The sequence below is a fragment of the Thalassospira sp. MIT121401 genome (genome assembly GCF_047125595.1).
Taxonomy (GTDB): domain Bacteria; phylum Pseudomonadota; class Alphaproteobacteria; order Rhodospirillales; family Thalassospiraceae; genus Thalassospira; species Thalassospira povalilytica.
In genome coordinates this window covers 1,021,344-1,046,858 of the sequence record NZ_CP138926.1, presented here as the reverse complement: position 1 = coordinate 1,046,858, position 25,515 = coordinate 1,021,344, and the positions used below count along the sequence as shown (strand labels likewise).

Here is a 25,515-nt window from a genome sequence, read left to right as displayed (position 1 = left end):
TTCGAAAAAGGTGGCAGCCAAAGGAGAGAGGCCATATGGAACGCGAATCCATGGAATTTGACGTGGTTGTCGTCGGGGCTGGTGTATCCGGTCTGTCGGCTGCCATCAAACTGATGCAACTCGCCCAGGAACATGAAAAAGAAATCACCGTCTGCGTGGTTGAAAAGGGTTCCGAAGTCGGCGCGCACACCCTTTCGGGTGCTGTGATGGAGCCCCGCTCCATGAATGAACTTTTCCCGGACTGGAAAGAGCGCGGCGCACCGCTGAATGTTCCGGCTGGCGAAGACCAGTTCCTGATGCTGAGCGAAACCGGCGCGAAAAAGCTGCCAACCCCGCCGCAGATGCATAACAAGGGCAACTACATTGTCAGCCTTGGCAATGTGTGCCGCTGGCTTGGCGAACAGGCCGAGGCCCTTGGTGTTGAAGTGTATCCGGGTTTTGCCGCTGCCGAAGTTCTGTTTAACGAAGACGGTTCGGTCAAGGGTATTGCCACTGGCGATATGGGCTTGCAGCGTGATGGCACGCCGGGCCCGAACCATGAACCGGGCATGGAACTTCATGCGAAATATACCTTCTTTGCCGAAGGTTGCCGTGGATCGCTTTCCGAACAGCTGATCAAGAAATTTGACCTGCGCAAGAATTCCGATCCGCAGACCTATGGCATCGGCATCAAGGAACTTTGGGAAGTTGACCCGGAAGTCCATAAGGAAGGCCTGATCCAGCACACCGTTGGCTGGCCGCTGGACAAGAAAACCTATGGCGGGTCCTTCCTGTATCATCTTGATAACAATCAGGTGGTTGTCGGCTTTGTCATCGGCCTTGATTACGAAAACCCGCATTTAAGCCCGTTTGACGAGTTCCAGCGTTTCAAGACCCATCCGGAAATCCGCAAGATTTTCGAAAAAGGCCGTCGCATTTCCTATGGTGCGCGTGCATTGAACGAAGGCGGGTTCCAGTCGATCCCTGATCTTGTTTTCCCGGGTGGTTGCCTGATTGGCTGTTCGGCCGGTTTCATGAATGTGCCCAAGATCAAAGGGTCGCACACCGCAATGAAGACCGGGATGCTCGCCGCCGAGGCCGCGTTTGAGGCCCTGAGTGCTGATGAAGCCCCGGCACAGATGGACAGCTATCCGTCGCGTTTGGAAAACAGCTGGGTCTATCCGGAACTGCACAAGGTCCGCAACATCCGTCCGAGTTTTGCCAAATGGGGCTTCTGGGGCGGCATGGCCTATAGTGCGGTTGATACATATCTGTTTGGCGGCAAGGCGCCCTGGACCTTCAAAAACCACGAAGATCATTCGTGCCTGAAGCCGGCAGCCGAAATGCCCAAGATCGACTATCCGAAGCCGGATGGCAAAATCAGCTTTGACAAGCTGTCATCGGTCTTCCTGTCAAACACCAACCATAGCGAAGACCAGCCCATTCACCTGACACTGAAAGATGACAGCGTGCCGGTCAATACCAACCTTGCGGTCTATGACGGACCGGAAGCACGGTTCTGCCCGGCTGGTGTTTATGAATTCGTCGAAGACGAAGACAAGGGCGGCAAACGGTTGCAGATCAATGCGCAGAACTGCGTTCATTGCAAAACCTGCGACATCAAGGACCCGACCCAGAACATCGTCTGGGTGGTGCCCGAAGGTGGCGGTGGGCCGAACTATCCAAACATGTAAGCTGCTTGAAGCTTATCCTCATACAAAAGGGCCGCGTGATGCGGCCCTTTTTCATAATAGTCTGATGATTGCGTTTTATTCCGGGGCATAGCCAAAAGCGGCCGGCGGATTTGCCGCCGTTTCGGTCCAGACACTTTTGGGCTGCATATATTCCATCAAGCCTTCCTTGCCGCTGGACCGGCCATAGCCGCTGGCACCGAAACCGCCAAATGGCGACATGACATTGATCGTCTTGTAGCTGTTGATCCAGAACGTTCCGGCCCGGACATTGGCCGCAACCCGATGCGCCCGGTCAACCGACTGGGTCCAGACCGCACCGGCCAGACCGAACTTGCTGTCATTGGCGATCGCCACGGCCTCGGCTTCGTCATCAAACGGGATCACCGACAGAACCGGACCAAAGATTTCCTCGCGTGCGATATTCATATCGTTGCGAACATTGCCCAACACGGTCGGACGCAGGAAATAACCATCCCGATAGGCATCCCCGTCCGGGCGTTCGCCACCAGCGAGCAACTGCGCACCTTCGGCCTGACCACTTGCGACCAGTCGACGTACCGTCTGATACTGGACATCATTGTTGATCGGTCCGATCTGGGTTGCGACATCCATCGGATCACCGACAGGGATCTGGTTCGCCCCGGCAACCAGCATATCAAGAAAACGATCAACCACGGTGCGCTGGACCAGCAAACGCGAACCTGCCACACAGCTTTGCCCCGCACCGCTAAAAATAGCGGCCTGTGCGCCAATCACGGCACGTTTCAGATCGGCATCGCCAAACACGATATTGGCCGACTTGCCACCAAGTTCGAGAACGCAGGGCACAACATTCTGTGCGGCCTGCCCGGCAATGATGGCCCCGGTCCGCGGCGATCCGACAAAGACCACCTTGCGCGTGGCATCATGGGTGGTTGCCGCAACACCGGTGGTCGCACCAAGCCCGGTCAAAACCGTGATCACACCATCGGGCAGTCCGGCCTTTTTGGACAGAACACCAAGCGCAAGCGAGGTAAGCGGCGTCATTTCCGACGGTTTAAGAACCGCTGCATTGCCCGTGCAAAGCGCCGGGGCAAGCTGCCAGCCCGCGGTGAAGATCGGCGCGTTCCAGGGCGTGATTTGCGTAACCACGCCATATGGTTCCGGGCGGGTATAGTTCAAATGGCTGGTTGGAACCGGAATAACATCGCCATGAAGCTTGTCAGCCCAGCCGGCATAATATTCAAACATCTCGGCGACTTTAAGGACCTCGACCCGGGTATCGCGGATCGGCTTGCCCGCCGAAGCAGTTTCAAGCAATGCCAGGTCTTCAAGCTGATCACGGACCAGCTGTCCGATCCGCCACATGATGCGACCGCGTTCTGCCCCGGTCATTCCCCACCAGACTTTCTGCCCGGCAACGGCGGCATCCATCGCGGCATTCACGACATCAGCCCCCGCATCCTTAAGAGCAAGAAACGCCTTGCCGGTTGCCGGGTCGATCAGTTCGAACATGTCGCCTGTGCCGGGCATCATCGCACCATTTACCCAGCTTCCGATTTCAGTCGTGCCGAAAAACGGGTTCATTGCCTTGTGATAGTCGCGGGCAATCAGATTGGTTTCACCGGTCATGATTTGACTCCTGCATGGGTGGGATCGCATTCGGTGATGCGGTTGAAATCGGCATCGTCTGCCAACAGCTCGGCACTGGCTGCCCAAATCTGCCCGGCCAGTTCACAAACCGGCAGTGCAACGTCCTTATCCCGGGCCAAGGCCATGGCAAGACGGACGTCCTTGCGCATCAAGCCCATGGTAAAGCCGCTGTCAAAGGCCCCGTTCATCACCCATTTCGGATAATTGACTTCGCTGATGGCGCTGCGCCCGGATCCGGCATTCAGGGCCGCAATCAGGTTTTCCGTCGTCACACCTGCTGCATTGCCGAGCCTTACGGCCTCGCTCATGGTCAAAAGATGGGATGCGACAAGCATGTTATTGACGATCTTGACCGCATGCCCGGCACCAACAGGTCCGACATGGGTGATCTTGCCACCCAGCGATTCCAGAATCGGCATGGCGCGCGCAACATCGGCATCATCGCCACCAACCATCATGGTCAATTGACCACTATTGGCACCCGCCGGACCGCCACTGACCGGGGCATCGATCAGGATATGCCCCAACCCGCGCAAGACCCCGTCGATTTCGCGAGTCACATCGGGCTCGGACGTTGTGGTGTCAATCACCAGCCGCCCGTCTATATCACAGGATGTCAGGCCGGCATCACCAGTCAGCACCATGCGAACATGATTTGCCGTTGGCAAAGACAGGATGACTGTTTTGCAGGCTGCATACAGTTCACTGACACTGGCAACAATGGTCGCCCCGGCAAGTGCGGCTTCTGCCTGGCGTTCCGCAGACAAATCAAACCCGATGACGGAAAAACCGTCGCGCAGCAGGGTCCGGGCCATGCCAAGCCCCATATTGCCAAGCCCAATGACACCGATGGTGCCGGTTTCTGGATTATTCACGAAAAATGCCTCTTTGGTTTCAGACAGCCGGGTTCAGCCGGTGAAGACCCAGGTCTTCCCGTCACAACACCGATGCGGTCCGATGTGATTTTTTGATTTTGCCCGTCGACTTTCCGGTGGATACCCGACGAACTCAAGATCAATTGGCGGAACATATTGTTGCCGAAACAGCAACACATATGCTCTGATTAGGTGATCACCATCACGCCAGCAGTCTGGCCAACCACTTTTGCGCAGTATTCATCATGAAGATCGACGACAAGCCGCTTCGTTATTTCCTGGCCGTTTTTGAAGCCGGATCGATCCGGACCGCCGCAGAAAATCTGCGTATTGCGCCATCAGCCATCAGTCGCCAGATCGCGGCCCTTGAAGCCCATCTCGAAACGCTTTTGATGGAACGAACCAAACGCGGCATCATCTTTACCGAAGCAGGCCACATGGTCGCAGCCCACGCCCGGCGCCGGTTTGAGATGGACGAAGCGTTTTCGGTTGAACTGGCGGCGGCACGGGGGGCGATTGCCGGCACTGTCCGTATTGCCACGGGCGAAGGATTTGTTGTCGATCTGGTCAATCATGTTGTGCGCCCGTTGCGGGACGAGTTCCCCGATATCCGCCTTGAAATCGATGTCGCCGGTACGGAAAAAATCACCCATGGAATCCTGCGTGACGACTACGATATGGGGCTTGTCTTCAACCCGCCCGGAACGCCCGAACTTGAACTTCTGGCAGAAGACCACGCACCGCTTTGCGCACTTGTGCCGCCGGGGTTCGAGTTGGCCAACAAGGAAAGCTGCACGCTGTCGGACACGCTGAATTATCCCAGCGCGCTCCTTAATCCGCATTTTGGCGTGGCCAAACTTCTGGCCAATGTCGATCAGGGTAACCGGGTTGCCCAGGACGCATTTCTGATCGCCGATTCGATCAATGTTGCGGTTCATTTCGTACTGTCGGGTGGCGGGATCACGTTTCTTCCGGCCTTTGCGGTATCGCGCCAATTGCGCCGCGGCGAGGTGGTGGCAGTCCCGATGACAGACCCGTTTCTGGCGCGCGTGCCATCACATCTTCTGGTGCGCAAGGGACGCCCGAAAACTGCCGCTGTAAGGGCCGTTACCGGCATGATCCGCGACCGGATGGAAGCATTCGGATCGGCCTGGTATCCCGAAGAGCATGCCTGAGCCCGACATACCTGTTGCCATTTCGGCAACAGAAGCATCCCAAAATGGCACTTGCCCAGCCCCCGCCTAGTTTTCATTGTCAGACAAAATTCCGGGTTCAGAAAATGGCAAAAATGTGAAATCTGCCAATACCCGGATGCCGCAGGGATGATGCAACAGTCTGGCTTCTTTCGAACTCCGGGCGAAGTTGCGTCGAACACGCCACGTCAAGGAGACTTGAAAATGAACGCGCTTCGGGGACAGTTGGAGCTTTGGCGGCTTCATCTTGCCGTTATCGTACTCGGCGCCATCGCCGAACTGATCGGTATTCAGAAAATTTCGTTTGGCATCGGGGCAATTTTGTTGCTGCCGCTGCTGTATGCCTTTGTGATGTCAGCGGTGCTGAACCCGAATGTTGTACCGGCACTCGGCAAGTTCATTCGCCAGAAAGAAGTCAAAGCCGCATCGCCCCTGATCGTGATTGCGATCATGCCGTTCATTGCGAAGTTCGGCACCACCATCGGCCCGGCAATCGAAACCATCATCGAAGCCGGTCCGGCACTTCTGTTGCAGGAACTGGGCAACCTTGGCACCATCGTTCTGGCCTTCCCGCTTGCGGTTTGGGGCCTGAAAATGGGCCGCGAGGCAATCGGTGCGACATTCTCGATCGCGCGTGAACCCAACCTTGCGATCATTGCTGACCGCTATACCCTGAAAAGCCCGGAAGGTACCGGCGTCATGGGTGTTTATGTTATCGGCACCCTGTTTGGCACCTTTATTTTCGCCATTCTGGCGTCGCTTTTCGCCAGCAGCGATCTGTTTGATCCGCGTGCACTTGCAATGGCGTGCGGTATCGGCAGTGGTTCAATGATGGCGGCCTGCACCGGGGCACTGACCGAAGTCGTTCCGACAATGAAGGACGAAATCCTTGCACTGGCTGGTGCAAGCAATCTTCTGACCTATGCGACCGGGCTGTATGCCGGCCTGTTCATCGCACTTCCGATTGTTGAAAAACTTTATAACGCGACTGCGGGCAAGAACGATCTCGCCAACGCAAGCAAGAAGGAGGCCTGATCATGTCCGATAGCGCAATCGCAATGGAACGCACCCGTCCGAACATTGATCTTGCCGATCATGCTGTCACCCTGATCATTGTCTGTCTTGTCGGTCTGGTCATGAATACGGTTGGTCCGGCCATTCCGCTGGCGGATGGCTTTGTCGGCATGGTGGTGATTTACCTGATCACCATGGTCGGCTTGCTGCTGACCCGTTTTGCACCGTTCTATCTTCCGAGTGTTGCCTGGATTTCGCTGGTCGGGATCGTTGCGACCCTGCCCTGGACACCTGGTTCGGAATGGATCGTTGCACAGGCCAAATCGGTCAACTTCCTTGCACTCGCAACCCCGGCTCTTGCCTATGCAGGTTTTGCGATCGCCAAGAAGGAAATCGAGGTTGCCAAACATTCCGGCTGGAAGCTGGCACTGGTTGCATGCCTTGTTTTCCTTGGCACCTATGCCGGTTCGGTTCTGGTGGCCGAGTTGATCCTGCGCCTTCAGGGTGCCTGATCACCTTCGAACACACCCCGTATGACCATATAAACGGGGGCAGCTTTGTCCCCGTTTATCGCGGATCAGAATGTGCCGTCTGGCAATGTCTGAACCCGCCCTTGATGACACGCTATAGAGTATGCAGATGACTGACTCCAATCGCTCCCCTCATCCTCGTGCCACCCAACTTGCTGATGAGTTCAAATCCTGGCGTCAACATCTGCATGCTCACCCCGAAACTGCATTTGAAGAAACGCTGACCAGCGCCTTCATCGCGGAAAAGCTGACATCCTTTGGCCTTGAAGTTTCGACCGGCATGGCAAAAACCGGTGTGATTGCAACATTGAAAGGCAACAAGGGCGACGGCAAACGAATTGGTTTGCGCGCCGACATGGACGCGCTTGATATTCATGAAATGACCAATCTGCCCTATGCATCCAAACATCCGGGCAAAATGCATGCCTGTGGTCATGACGGCCATATGGCCATGCTGTTGGGTGCCGCCAAAATCCTGTCCGAGGCCCCCGACTTTGCCGGAACCGTCGATTTCATTTTCCAGCCTGCCGAAGAAAACGAAGGCGGCGGACGTGAAATGGTCAATGAAGGTCTTTTCGACAGCCATCCGGTCGATGCGATTTTCGGCATGCATAACTGGCCCGGACGCGATGTCGGTACTATGGCGATGAAAGCCGGGCCGATGATGGCAAGTTACGACGTTTTTGAAATCAACATTGATGGCAAGGGCTGCCATGCGGCCATGCCCCATCTGGGTCGCGATCCGATCACGGCGGCCGGTCAGGTCCTGCTTGCCCTTCAGACGATTACGGCACGCAACGTCAATCCGCTTGAAAGTGCCGTCATCTCGCCAACCCAGATTTCAGGCGGTGACACCTGGAACGTCATTCCCGATAGCGCAACCATTCGCGGGACCGTTCGGACATTCTCACCCGCGGTTCAGGATCTGGTGGAAGAACGGCTGAAGACCGTTGTAAACGCCACGGCCGAGGCATTCGGGTGCAGCGCGCGTGTGATGTATCAGCGCCGTTATCCGGCAACCATCAATAGTGAAGCCGAAACCGCAATTGCCCAAGCCGCGGCCCACAGGACCGTTGGCGAAGACAAGGTCGATCCCAATCCGGAATCATCAATGGCCAGCGAAGATTTCGCCTTCATGCTCAATGCGAAACCGGGCAGCTATGTCTTGCTTGGTAACGGGCCGACCGATGGCAATTGTTTGCTCCATAATGCGGCCTATAATTTTAACGACGATGCCATCCCTTATGGCGTGACATACTGGATCACGCTGGTGGATGAATATCTCGGCTCAGTCTGACGCCGGCAAGCCGCAGGACCGTATACAAGTTTTTTCTTGTGCAGCTTTCAATCTGCGCGTTCAATAGCCGCCCTTTTCATTAGCGGTTAGACGGACATGAAGATTGCAATCGTGACACTTGACGGTTTTAACGAGATCGACAGTTTTGTCGCCTTGTCCATTCTGAACCGTGCAAAGGCCGATGGCGTCAGTGCTGCAATCACAGCCCCCGGTGACACGGTGACATCAATGAATGGTGTTTCCGTCACCGTGCAAAAGCCGCTTTCCTTTGTTCAGGAAGCAGATGCCGTGCTGATCGGAAGTGGTATCAATACCCGCGAACATATTGATGACGCTGCCCTGATCGGAGAATTGTCACTTGATCCGTCGCGACAACTGATCGGGACGCAATGTTCAGGTGTGCTTTTCCTGTACCGGATGGGACTGTTGCCTGCAACCATCACCACGGATACCAAAACCCGGCCGCTTCTGGCGCGCACCGATACCGTGGTCGAAGACCGGCCGCTGGTTGCACAGGGCAATATTGTCACCAGTGGCGGCTGCCTGTCATCTGGTTATCTTGCCGGATGGTTCCTTGCCAAGGCACTTGGACTGGACAAGGCAATGTCGATCCTTGAAACAGTGGCCCCGGTTGGCCAGCGATCGCAATTTGGTAAACAGGCGCGCGAAATCATTGGCAAGCAGCTTGATATACCGGCCAAACGCCCGCTTTATTGCTAGGGTCCGGACCTGTTGCCCATAAAGGTTTTTGCCAATTTTTCCGTGATTTTGACTTTGCATCGGCTTTGCACGTGATTACGTGTTGCAAATGCTTTGCCTTATAATTGCCGACTGAGTAGGCTAAACCCGAAATTCAACATGGTGTTGTTCAATACCTGACGGCACCGAACCCGAATTGCGGACGCAGGACAAGCCTTTGAAACGTCAACTGTTACACATCATCATCCCGATGACGGCACTTGCTCTTTCGGCCTGTAGCTCATTGCCACAGCATCCCGAACAGGCAGAATTCCAGTATCCGCAATCTGATGGTTTTTCGGGCAATTTCCTTGCCGGGAAAGCAGCCCAGCTTGAAAACCAGTCGAGCTATGCTGCGCAATATCTTTTGCGGGCGCATGAACTTGAACCTGCCAATGCAGAATTGCGTCGCCGGGCGTTTCTTGCCCTGATCAGTGATGGCCGGATTGCCGATGCCAGTTCAATCGCGACCGATCTGCAACGTGAAAATTCCGAAGACCTGTTTGCAGCACTGACTGTCATGGATGCCGCCATCCGCGATGACAGGTTGCAAGATGCAATTGATGTAGTATCGGAACTGCCGCAACGGGGCATCAATGCCCTTATCGCGCCGCTGGCCAAGGCATGGCTGTATGCCGGACTGAATGAAAAGTCCAAGGCGCTGTCGGCATTGAATGAAATTCAGGGCAATGGTGCGCTTAACCCGCTTTCGGAATATCATCGCGGCCTGATCCTGGCCTATTTCGATGATTTCGACGGGGCCGAACGCGCGCTTGCCAGTGCCTATGGTGATCCGGCGGATGCGCCGCTGCGCGCGGCCGAGGCCCTTGGCGCGGTATTCGAGCGCAAAGGTCAGGTCCAGAAGGCCGCCCTGCTTTATCAAAGCTATATGGATCGTCATCCGCAGTCACTTGCCATGCCGTTCCATCTTGAACGGCTTAAGCGCGGTGAACCACCGCTTGCAACCATGTTGACGCCGGCCACCGGTCTGGCTGAGGCCTATCTTGATATTGCGACCCTTCTTAGTCAGGAAAATGCCGTTGATCCGGCGTTGCTGATGGCCAGATATTCGCTGTCATTGCGCCCCTATGACGACATTACCCGACTGCTTGTCGGCGAAGTGATGGAAATCCAGGGACGCTATGATGCGGCAATCACGATCTATGGCGCGATCCCGCATAGTTCGCCGCACAGCTGGAATGCACGCCTTCGCACGGCATCCAGTCTTGAGCAGATCGGTCAGGCCGAGCGCGCGATCGATATCCTCGAAGACATGGTTTCCGAACGCAAAGACAGACCTGATGCGCTGATCCAGCTTGGTGACATTCTGCGCATTCAGGGGGAATACGCCAAGGCGGCCGATGCCTATAACAAGGCGATTGAACGTCTTGGCGGTGATACCGTTGTCGGATGGCGTTTGCTGTATCGTCGCGGCATTGCCCATGAACGGGCCGGTGACTGGAAAAAGGCCGAAGCAGACTTCCTGCTTGCTCTCGAAATTGAACCCGAACAGCCCTATGTCCTGAACTATCTTGGATATAGCTGGGTTGATATGGGAATGAATTTCGACAAGGCCGAAGACATGCTCAAACGCGCCGTCGAATTGCAACCGGAAGACGGCTATATCGTCGACAGTCTCGGCTGGGTCTATTACAAGCTTGGCCGGTTCGAAGACGCGGTTATCCAGCTTGAAAAGGCTGTGGAGCTTAAACCTGATGATCCGACCATCAATGATCATCTTGGCGATGCCTATTGGCAGATCGGGCGGTATCACGAAGCCCGCTTTCAGTGGCACCGCGCGCTTTCATTCAATCCGACAGAAGAACTTCGCGCCACCGTCGAAGCCAAAATCAATGGCCAGGTGCCAAGCGTTGCCCCAATTGTCGTGAACTGATCAATTCGGGAAGAAACATCCATGTCTGCGACCTATAGCGAACAGGCACCAGCAAAGATCAATCTGTTCCTTCATGTCACCGGCAAACGCGATGATGGCTATCATCTGCTTGAAAGCCTTGTCTGCTTTACCGCGACCGGCGATGTACTTAGCGGGGAATGCCGCGATGATGGTGCCATCAACCTGACCGTTACCGGTCCGATGTCGGCAAGCTTGGCGCTTGAAGATACCGACAACAATCTGGTGGTTCGGGCCGCACGCATGCTTCAGGCAGAAAGCGGTACCGAACTTGGCGCGGATCTTGTCCTTGATAAACGCCTTCCTGTTGCATCGGGGATTGGTGGCGGCTCGGCCGATGCGGCAAGTGCCATCCGGCTTTTATGCGACATGTGGCAACTCGATATCGATCAGGACAGATTGGCGGAAATTGCACTGGCGCTTGGTGCCGATGTTCCGGCTTGCCTTCATGGCAAGACGTGTTTGATGTCGGGTATCGGTGAAGAACTTACCGATCTGCCCGATTTACCGCCCATCCCGATCTTGCTGGTCAATCCCGGCAAGGCGGTGTCGACGCCGGAAATTTTCCGGGCCCGCGAAGATGAAGGTTTTTCTGTTTCCGGGCTTTGGGATGTCAGCCGCGTCTTCACAAGCGGCGCATCGCTTGCCGATGCGCTGTCGGAATGCGGTAATGACCTGACACTTGCCGCAACCAGCATCCTGCCCGAGATTTGCGACGTGCTGAATGCACTGGCGCGTGAAGAAGGCTGTCTTCTTGCACGGATGTCAGGCAGCGGGGCGACCTGTTTCGGGATTTACGACACCGATGAACAGGCCGAAAAAGCCGCGCGTGCCATCGCAGAACAGCATCCTGACTGGTGGATTTCACCCACCCGGATCGTGTGTCAGGAAGCGCGCGTTCTGTCAAATATCGGCGCATCTTTTCCCGACTGAGGCCTGGATAAAAAAACCTTCAAATAGAGGGTTGCACTCTTGTCGCGGGGACGCTATTTTCCGCGCCACACACGCTGATGGGGCGTGGCCAAGTGGTAAGGCATCGGTTTTTGGTATCGTGTACCGTAGGTTCGAATCCTACCGCCCCAGCCAAGACAAACCGCTTTGAGGTTTTCCTCAAAGCGGTTTTCTTTTGGCCCTAAACGGGTGACAGTTCAGTCACCCAAGCAATCAATCAAGTTCGCGTTGGCGAATGGTGTCGCGGCCGGCCTGTTTGGATTCATACATCGCGATATCCGCGCGGGCGACAAGCGAATCAACCGTGTCATCAGGTTCGGCAATTCCCAGTCCGATGCTCAGGCTAAGCTGGAGTTCTTCGTCACCGGCATGGAAATCGGACTCGCGAACGCGATCGGTCAGGCGCTGAAGATATTTGAGCGCCCCGGCTGCCCCGGTTTCGGGCATCAGGATCAGGAATTCTTCATTCCCCCAGCGCGCAATGATATCTGTGTCACGCATCAGGGCCGAAGAAACCTTGGCGAACAGTTTCAATGCCTTGTCACCGGTATCGTGACCGTAATCATCATTAAGTTTTTTGAAATTGTCGAAATCCAGAAGGCCAACAACGAACTGCTTGCCGTAACGTTTGGTGCGTTCGAGTTCGGATTTCAGGCAATCTTGCATATAGCGCCGGTTATAAAGCCCGGTCAGACTGTCACGGGTTGCAAGATGTTCAAGTTCCTTGCGCGCGGTTTCAAGCGCATGCAAATCCGCCACACGGGCAATGGCATGACCAAGCCACGATGCAAACAGGCGAACCAGTTCGATATCTTCGCCGGTGAAGGGACGGGTCGGCTGCGGGCTTGAAAAGTTCAAGGTCCCGTAGCGTTCGCCATCAACCATGATCGGCGCACCGAGATAGGCCTCAAGCCCGAAATTCTGATAGCAGGGATGCGTTTTGATGTCACTTTCACCAACATGATGGAAACCGCAAACGTCATCGGCCTGAACCACATGGGCGCAATAGGTATTCCCAAGTTCAAAACTGGTCCCCGGCGTCAGGGCATTTTCCGGATGCAGGGCCTGCTGAATCTCGTATTGGTCGTCGATGATCTTGCTGAAAATGCCAATCGGCAGACCGAAATGCCCGGTTCCAAGCTTCAGGATTGCATCAACACGTTGTTCAAAATTCAAATCGCGCGATGACGTGATCCGGTGCAACGCACTCAGGGCGTTTTCGGTTGCCTTCTGGTGTGCTGTTTCATTGGCCGCCCCCGTGACCGCACCTTTTTGTTCTGTATTCATTATCTCACCAAACGTTGCACCATTTACCACCAAAGCCGCCCGTCGGCGATGGCGCGCATCAGAAACGTAGCTTTAGGCCGGCCCCCTTAACGAACAATTACCGGCCCTGCCCTATTAAGATTAGACCCGTATCATACCTATGAATAGGGGTTCCGTCCCGAAGATCTGCATCAAACAACCAAACCGGCTGTTTAGCGAGATCAGATATCCATCGCGTTTTTAAGGGCACGCACGCGATCAGGGGCCACCTTAACACGGCCTGCCCCATCTTCTTTTGCTGCGACATCGGCCTTGCACGATGCATGAAGCTCGGGCGCGCCGGATTTGTTCAGGATGTCAGCAGCATTCGCCGACGATACCCCCGCCCCCGGAAGAATGACAATGCGCCCAGCCGCACGTTCAGTCAGCGCCGCAATCCGGTCAATACCGGTGATGGCATCGGGTGCTCCACCACTTGTCAATATCCGCTCAAATCCAAGATCGATCGCCTGTTCCAAGGCACCGAACTGATCATGCACTTCGTCAAAGGCGCGGTGCAAGGTGACTTGCAAGCCAGCACATTCAGCCATCAGATCGCGCAAGATGTCAGTATCAAGCAGCCCCGCATCATCCGTTGCCCCAAAGACAACACCGGCCGCCCCGCACGCACGGGCCATTGCGATTTCGTGTTTCATGATCGCGCAATCGTTGGCGTCATAGCAAAAATTGCCCGGACGCGGACGGATCATGACCATGCATGGGGCCTTGATGTTGCCGATCATTGCCAGCGCCCCGGGACTTGGCGTCAGCCCGCCCAGTGCCAATGCAGAACAATATTCAATACGATCAGCACCCGAATCAACGGCCAGCACCGCGTCCTGAAAACTTTCAACACAAACTTCAAGTACCCGGTCTGCAACCCGATCCGGCATTTCCGACAACGTCATTTCCACTTAAACCCCACCCTGCGCGGCTGACGGGATTTGATTGGCATGCAGCATTGCCGCACCGCGCAGACCGCCATCCTTGGCAAAATGACCGGGAACAACCAGCCGATCATCATAACGCCCCAGCACACGGTCGCGAACCAGCCCATCGATCTGGGCAATCAATGCCGGTTCTGATGCCATCCCGCCACCGACCGGAATACAGTCCGGATCAATGACATTGACCATCAGCGCCAATTCGCGCGCCACCAGTTCGCAATAGATTTCAACCGAACGGCTGGCCACGGCATCACCGGTCCGCCAGGCATCGGTAATATCGAAACTCGACGCAGGATTACCACTGATCTGGCGATAGATATGTTCAAGACCGCGCGCCCCGCCCCAAGCATCAAGGCACCCGGTTTGCCCGCAACCGCACACCACCGGTGCCAAACCGTTGCGAATAAGGGTACCGGTAACGTCATTGCCATGGCCCCATTCGCCGCGTATGCCGCTGCGCCCGCCGATGAATTCACCATTCACGACGATCCCGCCACCAACCCCGGTGCCCAGGATGATGGCAAAAACCGTACGTTCATCCTTGCCCGCACCGCTGATAGCTTCGGCCAGTGCAAAGCAGTCCGCATCATTTTCAACCAGAACATGGCGGTTCAGAATTGCTGAAAGTTCGCTTGCCAGTGACCATCCCTTGATCGCGGGTATGTTGGCTGAAATCACGGCACCGGTCTGTGGGTCCAGCCCGCCGGCAAAGCTGATGCCGATATCGGGACGGCTGCCAAATTCACGATCTGCCTCGTCGATAACATCACTGATGGTTGCGACGAACGCGTAACGGTCATCCTTTGGCGTCGGGGTTTTGCTATGAAGCAGGACTTCACCCGCCTCACCGAACACACCAAATTCGATTTTTGAACCACCAATATCAAAGGCGTATTGCATGGAGTTTACCCCGTCATCCTGATTGATATGGGGATACACCAGTAAGTGCCGGGCAGCAAAAAGAAACGGTACATGCCCGATTGGACATGTGCCGTCGAAAATCAAATATTCCGATACAATCAGCCGCGCAGACGGGCGGCAAGATCATCATATGCCGGCATCTGGTCAACCGGGCCAAGGGCGGTGATGGTTGGTTTGCCATCCAGAAGCGCCTTGCCGGAACGGCGAACACTTTCAAGATCAACCCCGTCAATCTTGGCGACGATTTCTTCCATGGTTTGCGGGCGGCCGAAAATCTGGATCTGACGGGCCAGGGTTTCACAACGACCGGAATTGCTTTCCATCGCCATGACCACAGATGCCTTGAGCTGTGCACGTGCACGCGTGACTTCTTCTTCGGTCAGATCATCGGTCGCACGGACCAGCTCGTCACACATGACCGGCATCAGTTCGCCAATATCATTAGCCCCGGTCCCCGCATAGATCGAGAACAGCCCCCCATCGACATAATGCGACGAGAAACTATAGACCGAATAGACCAGACCGCGTTTTTCACGGATTTCCTGGAACAGGCGCGACGACATGCCCCCGCCCAGAAGGGTATTGAACACCTGAAGGTCATAGAAACTGTCATCGGTGTAGGACACGGTCGGAAGACCGAAAATCACATGCACCTGTTCAAGTTTGCGGTTTTCGATCCGGCTGCCGCCTTCGTATTTGAGCGGCTCGATTTCATGTTCTTCATAGGCAGGCAGGCTGTCGAATTTCGACGCCACCATATCGACGACACGGTTATGTTCGACTTTGCCCGATGCCGAAAACACCATGTTCTTCGGGCTATAGCGGCGCGACATGAAGTCAAACAAATGATCACGTGTCAGCGACGATACATTTTCCGGACTGCCCAGGATCGAACGGCCCAAAGCCTGATTTGGCAGGGCAGTTTCCTGGAAATAGTCGAAAATGATGTCGTCGGGGGTATCGTTGGCCTGACCGATTTCCTGCAAGATTACCTGACGTTCACGTTCCAGTTCCTTGGCATCCAGTGTGGAATGCTGAAGGATATCGGCAATCACATCGATCGCAAGTTCCTGGTCTTCGTGCAGGACCTTGCAATAATAGGCCGTATTTTCACGCGACGTATAGGCATTCATCTGCCCGCCGACAGCTTCGATTTCTTCGGAAATCTGAAGTGCGGAACGCCGGCGCGTGCCCTTGAAGGCCATATGTTCAAGCATATGGGAAATGCCGTTGATATCAGGTGTCTCGTTACGTGCACCAACATCAACCCATGTACCAAGGGCAACAGACTGCACATGGTCAAGGCGGTCCGTCGCGACAATCATCCCATTGTCAAGCTGGGTAAGCTCGACTGTCATATAGCATTACTCCTGTTTTTCACGTCTTTCCCGATGTCTGCGTACCTTCAGGCCGCACGCCGGTTTTTACGGACATGCGCCATCAAGGCCGCCACATCATTGGACATGGGTTCGACCTTTTCTGGTCGGTCATATAGATCAGACAGACGCGGCGGCAAGTCCGGGTAGATACCCGATGCCTGCTTTACCGCGTCGGGGAATTTTGCCGGATGTGCGGTTGCCAGTGCCACCATCGGCACCGACTTGTCACGATTGCATTCACGGCCCGAAACAATGCCGATCACGGAATGCGGATCAACCAGTTCACCACTGGTTTCAAGGATGTCCTTGATTGCGGCCTTGGTCGCATCATCATCCAGACGGTAACCGTCAAAATGTTCACGCGCACGGGCAAACTGCCCCTGCGACATTTCCATCACACCGGTTTCACGGAACTTGGTCAGCATTTCGGCGATTGCCAGACCATCGCGGTCATACAGGTCAAACATCAAACGTTCAAAGTTCGAGCTGACCTGAATATCCATCGACGGGCTAAGAGACGGTTCGACACCTTCCATCTTCATCACACCGCTTTCAAAGAAGCGGGCCAGAATGTCATTGCGGTTTGCACCAACAACAAACTGCTTGATCGGAAGGCCCATCTGCATCGCGGCATAACCGGCATAGACATTGCCAAAGTTGCCCGACGGCACAGAGAACGAAATTTCGCGTTCCGGCGATCCAAGCTGCACACCCGCCCAGAAATAATAGGCGATCTGGCACATGATGCGTGCCCAGTTGATCGAATTGACCGCAGACAGGCCAACTTCATCCCGGAAGCCATGATCATTGAACAGGGCCTTGACCAGATCCTGACAATCATCAAACGATCCTTCGACCGCGATGTTGTGCACGTTGTCAGACAGGATGGTCGTCATCTGACGACGCTGAACTTCGGAAACGCGGCCCTTGGGATGCAGAATGAAAATATCGATATTTTCACGATCACGGCAGGCCTCGATCGCAGCAGACCCGGTATCACCGGACGTCGCACCAACAATCGTGATGCGTTCGCCACGTTTGGCCAGAACATGGTCAAACAGACGACCAACCACCTGAAGCGCATAATCCTTGAATGCCAGGGTCGGACCATGGAACAGTTCCATTACCCAGTCATTGGCACCAAGCTGCTTGAGCGGTGCCACGGCTTCGTGATCAAACCCGTTATAGGTATCTTCAAGAATGGCCTTAAGGGCATCGTCATCAACGGTGCCTGCAACAAATGGCTGGATCACCTTAAAGGCGACTTCGGCATATGTCAGAGTTCGCAGCGCACGAATGTCATCCTTGGAAAAGGTCGGCCAGGTTTCAGGGACATAAAGACCACCGTCACGGGCCAGACCGGCAAGAAGAACTTCATCGAACTGCAAAACGGGGGCACTTCCCCGCGTGCTGACATAGCGCACTAGACCTGCTCCTGCATAAGGCGAATACCAGTTCCGTGCGTCCGGACACAAATCGCGCCAAAACACACTCCAACGCCTGAGTTAGTGAGGGTTTGGGCCAATATAGTCAAGGGACAATCAAGCAGGTCTGCCGTGTCATACGCATTATCGCGCAAGGCATGTCACATGGCTGGCTGATATGCCGTCCTAATTGTCGATCGGAATGCCGTGTTCTTTCAGCTTGGCCTCGGCAAGGGCGGCACGCCGTACCACGGTCCGGTAATTACCAAGCAGGATTCGCAGGATCGCCTTGATGAAACGGTCCGATCCCGCCATCTTTTTTTCAAATGTCTGGCGGTTGATCGCAATCAGCACCGTGCGTTCGGTTGCCCGTGCCGATGCCATGCGCGGCTTGTTATCAACAAGAGCCAGTTCACCAAAAAGTCCGCCGGCTTCGATCGTGCCAAGAATGACTTCCTCGTCACCATTAAGCGTCTTGAAGACTTCGACTTTGCCTTCCTGAACCACATAGGCCGCGTTTCCCGGTTTGCCTTCCCGGAAAATAACCTGATCCATGGCAAAGACCTGTCGGTCCATGACCTTCTTGTTACCGTCGGTTATTCCCATGTGACTGCAATGCCCATGACGCCTGAAAAGGGATAAGGCAACGGATAACCGCTTATCATTATTCGGAAATCCGCAGCCGCAAAAATGCTAGCACATTACCACATGCATTCAATCGAATTTACGCACCGTACCGGCTGATCATGTGGGCCTTGAAGGCATCAACACCAAGAGCACTTCCGGTCGCTTCTTGCAGGATTTCGTCGGTTGAACGGCTTGATGCCTGACTATGGATATTCTGTTCAAGCCACTGCATCAGCGGACCAAACGCCCCGCGGGCCAGAGCTTCCGGGATTTCCGGATTGGCTTTTTTGGCAGCCGCAAAAATCTGTGCTGCCGCCATCGCACCAAGCGTGTAGGTCGGGAAATAACCCCATGCCCCGGACGGCCAGTGGATATCCTGCAAGCAGCCGTCGCGATCATCGGGCGGCGTGATACCAAGCAGCTTCTGCATCATATCGTTCCAGGCACCGGGCAAATCGGCAAGCTTCATGTCCCCTTCGATCAGGGCACGTTCCAGCCGATAACGCAGGATGACATGGGCAGGATAGGTAACTTCGTCCGCATCGACCCGAATAAGCCCCGGTTCAACCCGGGTATAAAGGCGGTGCAGATTTGATGCACTCCAGGACGCATCGTCGCCGCCGAAGGCCTGTTTGAAGACAGGACCGGCATAGGTCAGGAACTCCTCGGACCGGCAGGCCTGCATTTCAACCAGAAGCGACTGGCTTTCATGCATGGTCATGCCGCGCGCCTTGCCTACCGGCTGGTTACGCCAGTCCTTGGGAAGCCCACGTTCATACATGGCATGTCCGGTTTCGTGCAGAACCCCCATGATCGCCGAGGTAAAATCATTCACATCATATCGGGTGGTGATCCGTACATCATCGGGAATACCGCCACAGAACGGATGGTGCGAAATATCAAGGCGCCCGTGGTCGAAATCGAACCCGACCGCCTTCATCAAATCCAGACCGACCTTGTTCTGGGTTTCAATCGGGAACGGGCCGGTTGGCGAGATCGGCTTTTCTTCGGCCTTCTGGCGTTCGATCACATCGGCTGTAAAGTCGGGCAGGAACGCTTCAAGTTCGGCAAACAGGCTGTCGATCCGTTCGGAACGCATCATCGGATCATATTGATCAAGCAACGCGTCATAAACCGATGTACCAAGGGCTTCGGCCTTGGCTTTTCCGGCCTCGATCGACAGATCAAGAACTTCCTGCAATTTCGGAAGCAGCCCTTTGAAGTCGTTTTCTGCGCGTGCTGTGCGCCATGCAACTTCGCAGCCGGTTTCCGCACGCGACATTTTTTCGACCAGATCGGCGGGGACAGCTGTGCCATGCACCCATTCGCGTCTCATTTCGGCCAGATTGGCCTTCTGCCAGCGATCAAGATCCTCGTCTTCGGCCGCCGCCAACAGGTCTCCCATATCAGGCGCATTGATGAGCTCGTTATTCAGAACGCTTAGCGTCGCAAGCTGTTCGGAACGTGCTTCTGCGCCGCCATTTGGCATGATCGCAGCCATATCCCAATGCAGCATTCCACTGACATCGGACAACACATTCATGCGACGAAAACGGGCTTCGAGCTGTTGATATGCTTTGGTCATCGGGGCTCCTGTGCGCAGACCGGGTACGGACAACGCGCCTTTTGGTCTTTGGTAAACGGAAAATGTCGGGCAAGTGATACCCTGACAGCAGGGCAATTTCGGTGGTCAGTTTTGCAGCTGACCACCGTTACGGCAGACACCGGCGATCAGGCGTCATTACCGTTGCTGTTGTCTTCTTTGTTCTCAACCGGGCGGCGGTGATAGAACACAAAGATCACAATCAGCGACAACGCGAGGCTGTACCAGGTAATCGCATATTCAAGATGGTTGTTTGGCAGTTCGACCTTGGCCTGACCGCCAATCGGAAGCCCGCCGGGAACCTCCGTTTCGTCAAGTTCCAGATAGTATCGGCTGGCAAGTTCCGCACCGCTGTCTTCGGCCATATGATCAACATCGACATAGAACCATTGATTGGCAAGCGCGTCGTTTTCGGGCTGTGCCCAGTGTTTGGTTTTGGGCAGACGCAGCACACCGGTGACATGCACCGGTTCTTCGATCAAACTTTCGGGGCGGGTTTTCGGATCACGATAATCGGTCGGAACCCAACCGCGATTGACAAGAATGATGCGGCCATCTTCCTGTTCAAGCGGCGTGATCAACTGGAAACCGACATTGCCGCGCCGGGTGCGCGCCATCAGGTACTTTTCCTGATCATTCAGGTAACGGCCTTCGGCAAAGGCGGCACGAAATGCCATATCGGGATCAACAGCTGTATCTACCGGAACCGGGATCGGCGGCAATTCAGCCTGGGCGTGGCGCTGATCAATCAGGCCCTGTTTCCAGAAAAGTCTGTCCATTTGCCAGGTTCCAAGACCGAGCAGGATCACCAGAGACAATCCGACGCAAATTTTCATCGCCAGACTTGGGCGCGAAGTAAGTAAAGGCATTAACTGAAATCAGTCCTGTTGGGATGTCGATCTATGACGATATTGCAGCGCCACCATGAGACCTTTTAACGGTCGTAGCAAGACCAGTGTCACACCAACAATCACAGGGCCCCATAAAAGCGCGTGCAACCACAAAGGCGGCATATAGCGCATCTCCACCCAAAGTGCCATGGGAACGACCAGAAATCCGAGAATAAAGATCAGAAACACCGCCGGTCCATCTCCGGCATCATGCCCCCGCAAATCCAGCCCGCAGACTTCGCAACGTTCGCGAACGGTCAAATAGCCCTGAAACAACTTTCCCCCACCGCATCGGGGGCATTTGCATGCCAGCCCGGTCCGGATGGGGGAAATGTTCGGATAATAATCATCCATGATCTTTGACCCGGCAAAGCGGATCAGGGCGGCTTATTCGCCGCCCCAGATGTAAACGGCAAAGAACAGGAACAGCCACACAACGTCAACGAAGTGCCAGTACCATGCTGCTGCCTCAAGACCGAAATGATGGTCCGGCTTGAAGCCGTCCTTCATCGCGCGGACAAGGCAAACTGCCAGGAACACCGTTCCGACAAACACGTGGAAGCCGTGGAAACCGGTCGCCATGTAGAAGGTCGAAGAATAGATGTTGTCGGCAAAGCCGAATGCCGCATGGCTATATTCATAGGCCTGAAGGCACAGGAAGATAACGCCAAGGGCCACCGTCAATGCCAGGCCCTGTACCAGGTCCTTTTTCTTGCCTTCGATGATGCCATGATGCGCCCAGGTCAGGGTGCAACCCGACAAAAGCAGGATCAGGGTATTGAGGAACGGCAGATCCCATGGATCCAGAACCTCGACACCGGCCGGCGGCCATTCGGTCACACCGGGGCTGAAGATCACAAAGGCGTTGTGGAAGAATGCCCAGAAGAAAGCGACAAAGAACATCACTTCGGATGCGATGAACAGCGACATGCCATAGCGCAGGCCGATCTGAACGACCTTGTTATGGTAAATCTTTGACTCGCTGATCACGTTGCTCCACCAACGGAACATCACAAACAGGATGCCTGCAATCCCGATTGCCGCCAGCCAGAAATCGGCCGGTGCACGATCCGAATGCATGAACATGACCATGCCACCAGTGAAAAGACCGGCCGATGCTGCCGCAACAAGCGGCCACGGGCTTGGGTCTACCAGGTGGAACGGATGTTTCTGAGCATGATCACTCATTCCTTGCCCCCCTCAATCCTTACAAAAGAAACTCAAGTTCGCTTTGTTAAACCGAGACAACAGAACCCGAAAACGGGGTCTGTCAGCCTCCCTGATCTTCATTCCCGTCCGCCGCTTCGACCGAGGCTTCTGCCTTGAAGAAGGTATAGGACAGGGTAATTGTCTTCACGTCCTGGGTATTGATGTCTTCTGCAATGGCAGGATCAACATAGAAACTGACCGGCATGTCGACGCGCTGCCCCGGTTCAAGGGTTTGCTCGTCAAAACAGAAACATGCGATCTTGTTGAAATATTGCCCCGCCTTAAGTGGTGTAACATTGTAAACCGCCTGCCCGGTGATCGGCTGAACAGACATGTTTTCGGCCATGTAATAGGCCAGATTATCTTCGCCAAGACGAACCGTGATCTCGCGCTGTTCCGGTTTGAACTGCCAGTTCAGGCCCGAATTCACATCGGCATTGAACCGCACCTTGATGGTTTTTTCAGAAACCTCGACCGGGGCCTCTGTTGCGACCTGGGTCGTGCCGCCAAAGCCGGTAACCTGGCAAAACAGTTTGTAAAGCGGGACCGACGCATAGGCCAGACCGACCATCGCACCGACAACAAACACGCAGCTAAACAGGATTTTCCTGTTCTGCGCCTTTGTTTTATCAATCGGTTTCTGATCGGTCATCGTGCCCTGGTTCCTAGCTCATCTTCAAAATCGTGATTGCAAAAAACAGAACCGCCAGACCACCAAGAATGATCAGGAAGACAAGGTTCTTCTTTTTGCGCTTGGCAAGAAACGCTTCAAGCTCGGCCTTGTTATGCTGTGCCTGTTCGCTCATGCCATAAATCCAACCAGCCAAACATCTGCAACCATCGCCCCGAACAGGACAAACAGATACAGGATGGAATATCCAAACATCTTGTGCGGTGCGCGTTCTTCAGCATCGCGCAGCACGCGGATCGCATGGCGCAGGAACAGAAGCCCGGTAAAGGCCGCCGTCGCACCATAAAAGACGCCAAGCAACCCGGTTGCCACCGGAACGAACGTTACCGGCAACAGCAAAAGGGTATAGATCAGCATCTGCTTTTTGGTTGCCGCTTCACCAGCGACCACCGGCATCATCGGCACACCGACCTTTGCGTAGTCACCGCAACGGAACAGGGCCAGGGCCCAGAAATGCGGCGGCGTCCACATAAAGATAATCATAAACAGCGCAATCGAATTCAGATCGATCCCGCCTGTCACCGACGCCCAGCCGATCATCGGGGGGAATGCCCCGGCGGCACCGCCAATGACGATATTCTGTGGTGTGCTGCGTTTCAGCCACATGGTGTAAACGAACACGTAGAACGCGATCGACACCGCCAGCAAAACAGCAGCCGCAATATTGATGGCAACCGCCATCACGGTTACCGAAACGATCGACAGCGCAATGCCCAGTGACAAGGCTTCGTCTGCCGGAACCCGCCCGGCCGGGATGGGTCGGTTCTGGGTACGTTTCATGTGGATATCGATGTCGCGGTCGTACCACATGTTAATCGAAGCAGCCGCACCGCTGGCAACAGCGATACAGGCGATTGCGACGAGTCCCAAAAACGGATGAATGGAACCCGGGGCAATCAACAGACCAACAGCACCGGTGAAAACCACAAGGGTCATCACACCGGGTTTCAGCAACGCTATATAGTCGCGCACCTCGGAAATCGGCAGCTGAGCTGCGTTTTCAAGCGCAAGGGTCTGGTCGGCAACCTGCTTGGTCATGGAACTCTGGTCTTCTCTTTTTGGGGCGGTAAGGCGCCCCCCGCAAAGCGCGGTTTGCGGGGGACTTAAACCAGTGTCACTTACTTGATACGCGGCAGTTCGTCAAAGGTATGGAACGGCGGAGGCGAGCTGACGGTCCATTCCAGGGTATCTGCCCCTTCGCCATACGGGTTTGCTTCGGCTTTCTTGCCACGGATGAAGGCATGCGCCACCACACCGAGGAAGAAGATGGTTGAAGCAAAGGAAATATAGGCACCGTAAGACGATACAAGGTTCCAGCCTGCGAACGCATCCGGGTAGTCGGCATAACGACGGGGCATGCCGGCAAGGCCCAGGAAGTGCTGCGGGAAGAAGGTCAGGTTGACGCCGATGAAGAAGAGCCAGAAATGGATCTTCGCACCAAGGTCGGAAATCTCGTATCCCGACATTTTGCCGAACCAGTAATAGAAACCGGCAAAGATCGAGAAGACCGCACCAAGCGACAGAACATAGTGGAAGTGCGCCACAACGAAATAGGTGTCATGCAGCGGCAAATCCATGCCCGAGTTGGCCAGCATCACACCTGTCACACCGCCCACAGTGAACAGGAAGATAAAGCCGATCGCCCAAAGCATCGGCGCCCGCAAGGTGATGGAACCACCCCACATGGTCGCGATCCACGAGAAAATCTTGACCCCTGTCGGCACCGCAATCACCATTGTTGCCGCGGTGAAATATGCACGGGTGTCAACATCCATGCCGACCGTATACATGTGGTGCGCCCACACGATAAAGCCGACAACACCAATCGCAACCATCGCATAAGCCATGCCGAGATAACCAAAGACCGGCTTGCGCGAGAAGGTCGAAATGATGTGGCTGATGATGCCGAAGCCCGGCAGGATCATGATGTAAACTTCCGGATGCCCGAAGAACCAGAACAGGTGCTGATACAGGATCGGGTCACCGCCACCGGCCGGATTGAAGAAGTCCGTGCCAAAGTTACGGTCGGTCAGAAGCATGGTAATCGCGCCACCCAGAACCGGCACAGCCAGCAGCAGCAGGAATGCTGTGACCAGCATCGCCCAGGCAAACAGCGGCATCTTGTGCAGGGTCATGCCCGGCGCACGCATGTTGAAAATGGTGGTGATGAAGTTCACCGCACCAAGGATCGAGCTGGCCCCTGCAAGGTGCAGGGCAAAGATCGCCATATCCACCGATGCATCGGGATGTCCGAGAACACCCGAAAGCGGCGGATAAACCGTCCAGCCGGTACCCGCGCCACTGCCAACCACAGCCGACAGCATCAGCAGGATAAAGGCCGGAACAATCAGCCAGAACGAAATGTTGTTCAAACGCGGGAACGCCATGTCGGGCGCCCCGATCATGATCGGAACGAACCAGTTGCCAAAACCGCCAATCATGGCGGGCATGACAACAAAGAACACCATGATCATGCCGTGTGCGGTCACGAGCACGTTAAAGAACTGGTGGTCTTCAATGATCTGGGTTCCCGGATGCGCCAGTTCCATACGGAACCAGACGGAAAACGCGCCACCGATCAAACCGGCGATCACTGAGAAAACAAGATAAAGCGTCCCGATATCCTTATGGTTGGTTGACAGGAACCAACGGGTAAAGAAGCCGGGGGTATGATCGTGATCATGTGTGTCAGCGTGAGCCATCA

Annotated in this window: 24 protein-coding genes and 1 tRNA gene; 9 read left to right on the top strand and 16 right to left on the bottom strand. The window is 55.1% G+C overall.

Going from position 1 to position 25,515, the window contains the following annotated elements:
- The first annotated feature begins 35 nt into the window (after positions 1–35).
- The gene (locus SIB88_RS04660; protein ID WP_286888187.1) at positions 36–1,673 is read left to right on the top strand and encodes an electron transfer flavoprotein-ubiquinone oxidoreductase; all 1,638 of its coding nucleotides are present in this window, start codon (positions 36–38) and stop codon (positions 1,671–1,673) included.
- A gap of 75 nt (positions 1,674–1,748) precedes the next feature.
- Here SIB88_RS04660 and SIB88_RS04655 read toward each other — a convergent pair whose 3' ends face one another.
- Positions 1,749–3,284 carry an aldehyde dehydrogenase family protein gene (locus SIB88_RS04655; RefSeq protein ID WP_412557460.1) on the bottom strand — a complete coding sequence of 512 codons (1,536 nt, stop codon included), beginning with the start codon at positions 3,282–3,284 and terminating at the stop codon, positions 1,749–1,751.
- A complete protein-coding gene (locus tag SIB88_RS04650; RefSeq protein ID WP_412559399.1) occupies positions 3,281–4,207 on the bottom strand; it encodes an NAD(P)-dependent oxidoreductase in 927 nt (308 codons plus the stop codon). The genes SIB88_RS04655 and SIB88_RS04650 overlap by 4 nt, the downstream gene beginning before the upstream one ends.
- Positions 4,208–4,425: 218 nt before the next feature.
- Here SIB88_RS04650 and SIB88_RS04645 point away from each other — a divergent pair, with 218 nt between their 5' ends.
- The 8 genes from SIB88_RS04645 to SIB88_RS04610 all read left to right on the top strand — a co-directional run bounded on the left by SIB88_RS04645 (position 4,426) and on the right by SIB88_RS04610 (position 11,950).
- On the top strand, positions 4,426–5,355 hold the full coding sequence (locus SIB88_RS04645) for a LysR family transcriptional regulator (protein ID WP_114112861.1): 930 nt from the start codon (positions 4,426–4,428) through the stop codon (positions 5,353–5,355).
- 222 nt (positions 5,356–5,577) lie between these two features.
- On the top strand, positions 5,578–6,408 hold the full coding sequence (locus SIB88_RS04640; RefSeq protein ID WP_101245435.1) for a DUF3100 domain-containing protein: 831 nt from the start codon (positions 5,578–5,580) through the stop codon (positions 6,406–6,408).
- A gap of 2 nt (positions 6,409–6,410) precedes the next feature.
- Complete coding sequence (locus SIB88_RS04635) at positions 6,411–6,899, top strand: hypothetical protein (RefSeq protein ID WP_101245434.1); 489 nt, start codon at positions 6,411–6,413, stop codon at positions 6,897–6,899.
- Positions 6,900–7,026: 127 nt separating this feature from the next.
- The gene (locus SIB88_RS04630) at positions 7,027–8,214 is read left to right on the top strand and encodes a M20 aminoacylase family protein (RefSeq protein ID WP_412557459.1); all 1,188 of its coding nucleotides are present in this window, start codon (positions 7,027–7,029) and stop codon (positions 8,212–8,214) included.
- A 96-nt stretch (positions 8,215–8,310) separates the two neighbouring features.
- Positions 8,311–8,934 (top strand): DJ-1/PfpI family protein, encoded by a 624-nt coding sequence (locus tag SIB88_RS04625; protein WP_114112860.1) that lies wholly within the window; start codon positions 8,311–8,313, stop codon positions 8,932–8,934.
- 196 nt (positions 8,935–9,130) lie between these two features.
- Positions 9,131–10,846, top strand: coding sequence for a tetratricopeptide repeat protein (locus tag SIB88_RS04620; protein WP_114112859.1), 1,716 nt, complete (start codon positions 9,131–9,133; stop codon positions 10,844–10,846).
- A 21-nt stretch (positions 10,847–10,867) separates the two neighbouring features.
- Positions 10,868–11,797 carry a 4-(cytidine 5'-diphospho)-2-C-methyl-D-erythritol kinase gene (locus SIB88_RS04615; RefSeq protein WP_412557458.1) on the top strand — a complete coding sequence of 310 codons (930 nt, stop codon included), beginning with the start codon at positions 10,868–10,870 and terminating at the stop codon, positions 11,795–11,797.
- Between the two features lie 78 nt (positions 11,798–11,875).
- A tRNA-Gln gene (locus tag SIB88_RS04610) sits at positions 11,876–11,950 on the top strand.
- A gap of 78 nt (positions 11,951–12,028) precedes the next feature.
- Here the strand turns inward: SIB88_RS04610 and SIB88_RS04605 are convergent.
- From SIB88_RS04605 to ctaD, 14 genes are all read right to left on the bottom strand, one after another.
- Complete coding sequence (locus SIB88_RS04605) at positions 12,029–13,102, bottom strand: diguanylate cyclase (RefSeq protein ID WP_101245426.1); 1,074 nt, start codon at positions 13,100–13,102, stop codon at positions 12,029–12,031.
- Positions 13,103–13,302: 200 nt separating this feature from the next.
- Positions 13,303–14,028, bottom strand: coding sequence for a copper homeostasis protein CutC (locus tag SIB88_RS04600; RefSeq protein ID WP_412559398.1), 726 nt, complete (start codon positions 14,026–14,028; stop codon positions 13,303–13,305).
- Between the two features lie 6 nt (positions 14,029–14,034).
- Positions 14,035–14,967, bottom strand: a complete 933-nt coding sequence (locus tag SIB88_RS04595) for an ROK family protein (protein ID WP_412557457.1) — start codon at positions 14,965–14,967, stop codon at positions 14,035–14,037.
- A 119-nt stretch (positions 14,968–15,086) separates the two neighbouring features.
- Positions 15,087–16,346 (bottom strand): M16 family metallopeptidase, encoded by a 1,260-nt coding sequence (locus SIB88_RS04590; protein ID WP_101245423.1) that lies wholly within the window; start codon positions 16,344–16,346, stop codon positions 15,087–15,089.
- Between the two features lie 47 nt (positions 16,347–16,393).
- Positions 16,394–17,791, bottom strand: a complete 1,398-nt coding sequence (gene thrC, locus SIB88_RS04585) for a threonine synthase (protein WP_228194574.1) — start codon at positions 17,789–17,791, stop codon at positions 16,394–16,396.
- Between the two features lie 186 nt (positions 17,792–17,977).
- Positions 17,978–18,397 carry a cyclic nucleotide-binding domain-containing protein gene (locus tag SIB88_RS04580; RefSeq protein ID WP_101245421.1) on the bottom strand — a complete coding sequence of 140 codons (420 nt, stop codon included), beginning with the start codon at positions 18,395–18,397 and terminating at the stop codon, positions 17,978–17,980.
- A 118-nt stretch (positions 18,398–18,515) separates the two neighbouring features.
- Positions 18,516–20,003, bottom strand: coding sequence for a carboxypeptidase M32 (locus tag SIB88_RS04575; RefSeq protein WP_412557456.1), 1,488 nt, complete (start codon positions 20,001–20,003; stop codon positions 18,516–18,518).
- Between the two features lie 146 nt (positions 20,004–20,149).
- Positions 20,150–20,857 (bottom strand): SURF1 family protein, encoded by a 708-nt coding sequence (locus SIB88_RS04570; protein WP_412559397.1) that lies wholly within the window; start codon positions 20,855–20,857, stop codon positions 20,150–20,152.
- A gap of 42 nt (positions 20,858–20,899) precedes the next feature.
- The gene (locus tag SIB88_RS04565; RefSeq protein ID WP_101245418.1) at positions 20,900–21,265 is read right to left on the bottom strand and encodes a DUF983 domain-containing protein; all 366 of its coding nucleotides are present in this window, start codon (positions 21,263–21,265) and stop codon (positions 20,900–20,902) included.
- A 33-nt stretch (positions 21,266–21,298) separates the two neighbouring features.
- Positions 21,299–22,099: a cytochrome c oxidase subunit 3 gene (locus SIB88_RS04560; RefSeq protein WP_101245417.1), complete on the bottom strand. Its 801-nt coding sequence runs from the start codon at positions 22,097–22,099 to the stop codon at positions 21,299–21,301.
- A gap of 82 nt (positions 22,100–22,181) precedes the next feature.
- The gene (locus SIB88_RS04555) at positions 22,182–22,772 is read right to left on the bottom strand and encodes a cytochrome c oxidase assembly protein (protein WP_101245416.1); all 591 of its coding nucleotides are present in this window, start codon (positions 22,770–22,772) and stop codon (positions 22,182–22,184) included.
- 13 nt (positions 22,773–22,785) lie between these two features.
- Positions 22,786–22,926, bottom strand: coding sequence for a hypothetical protein (locus SIB88_RS04550; protein ID WP_170310068.1), 141 nt, complete (start codon positions 22,924–22,926; stop codon positions 22,786–22,788).
- On the bottom strand, positions 22,923–23,849 hold the full coding sequence (locus SIB88_RS04545; RefSeq protein WP_101245415.1) for a heme o synthase: 927 nt from the start codon (positions 23,847–23,849) through the stop codon (positions 22,923–22,925). Before SIB88_RS04545 ends, SIB88_RS04550 begins: the two co-directional genes overlap by 4 nt.
- 80 nt (positions 23,850–23,929) lie before the next feature.
- A complete protein-coding gene (gene ctaD, locus SIB88_RS04540) occupies positions 23,930–25,513 on the bottom strand; it encodes a cytochrome c oxidase subunit I (protein ID WP_412557455.1) in 1,584 nt (527 codons plus the stop codon).
- Positions 25,514–25,515: the final 2 nt, after the last annotated feature.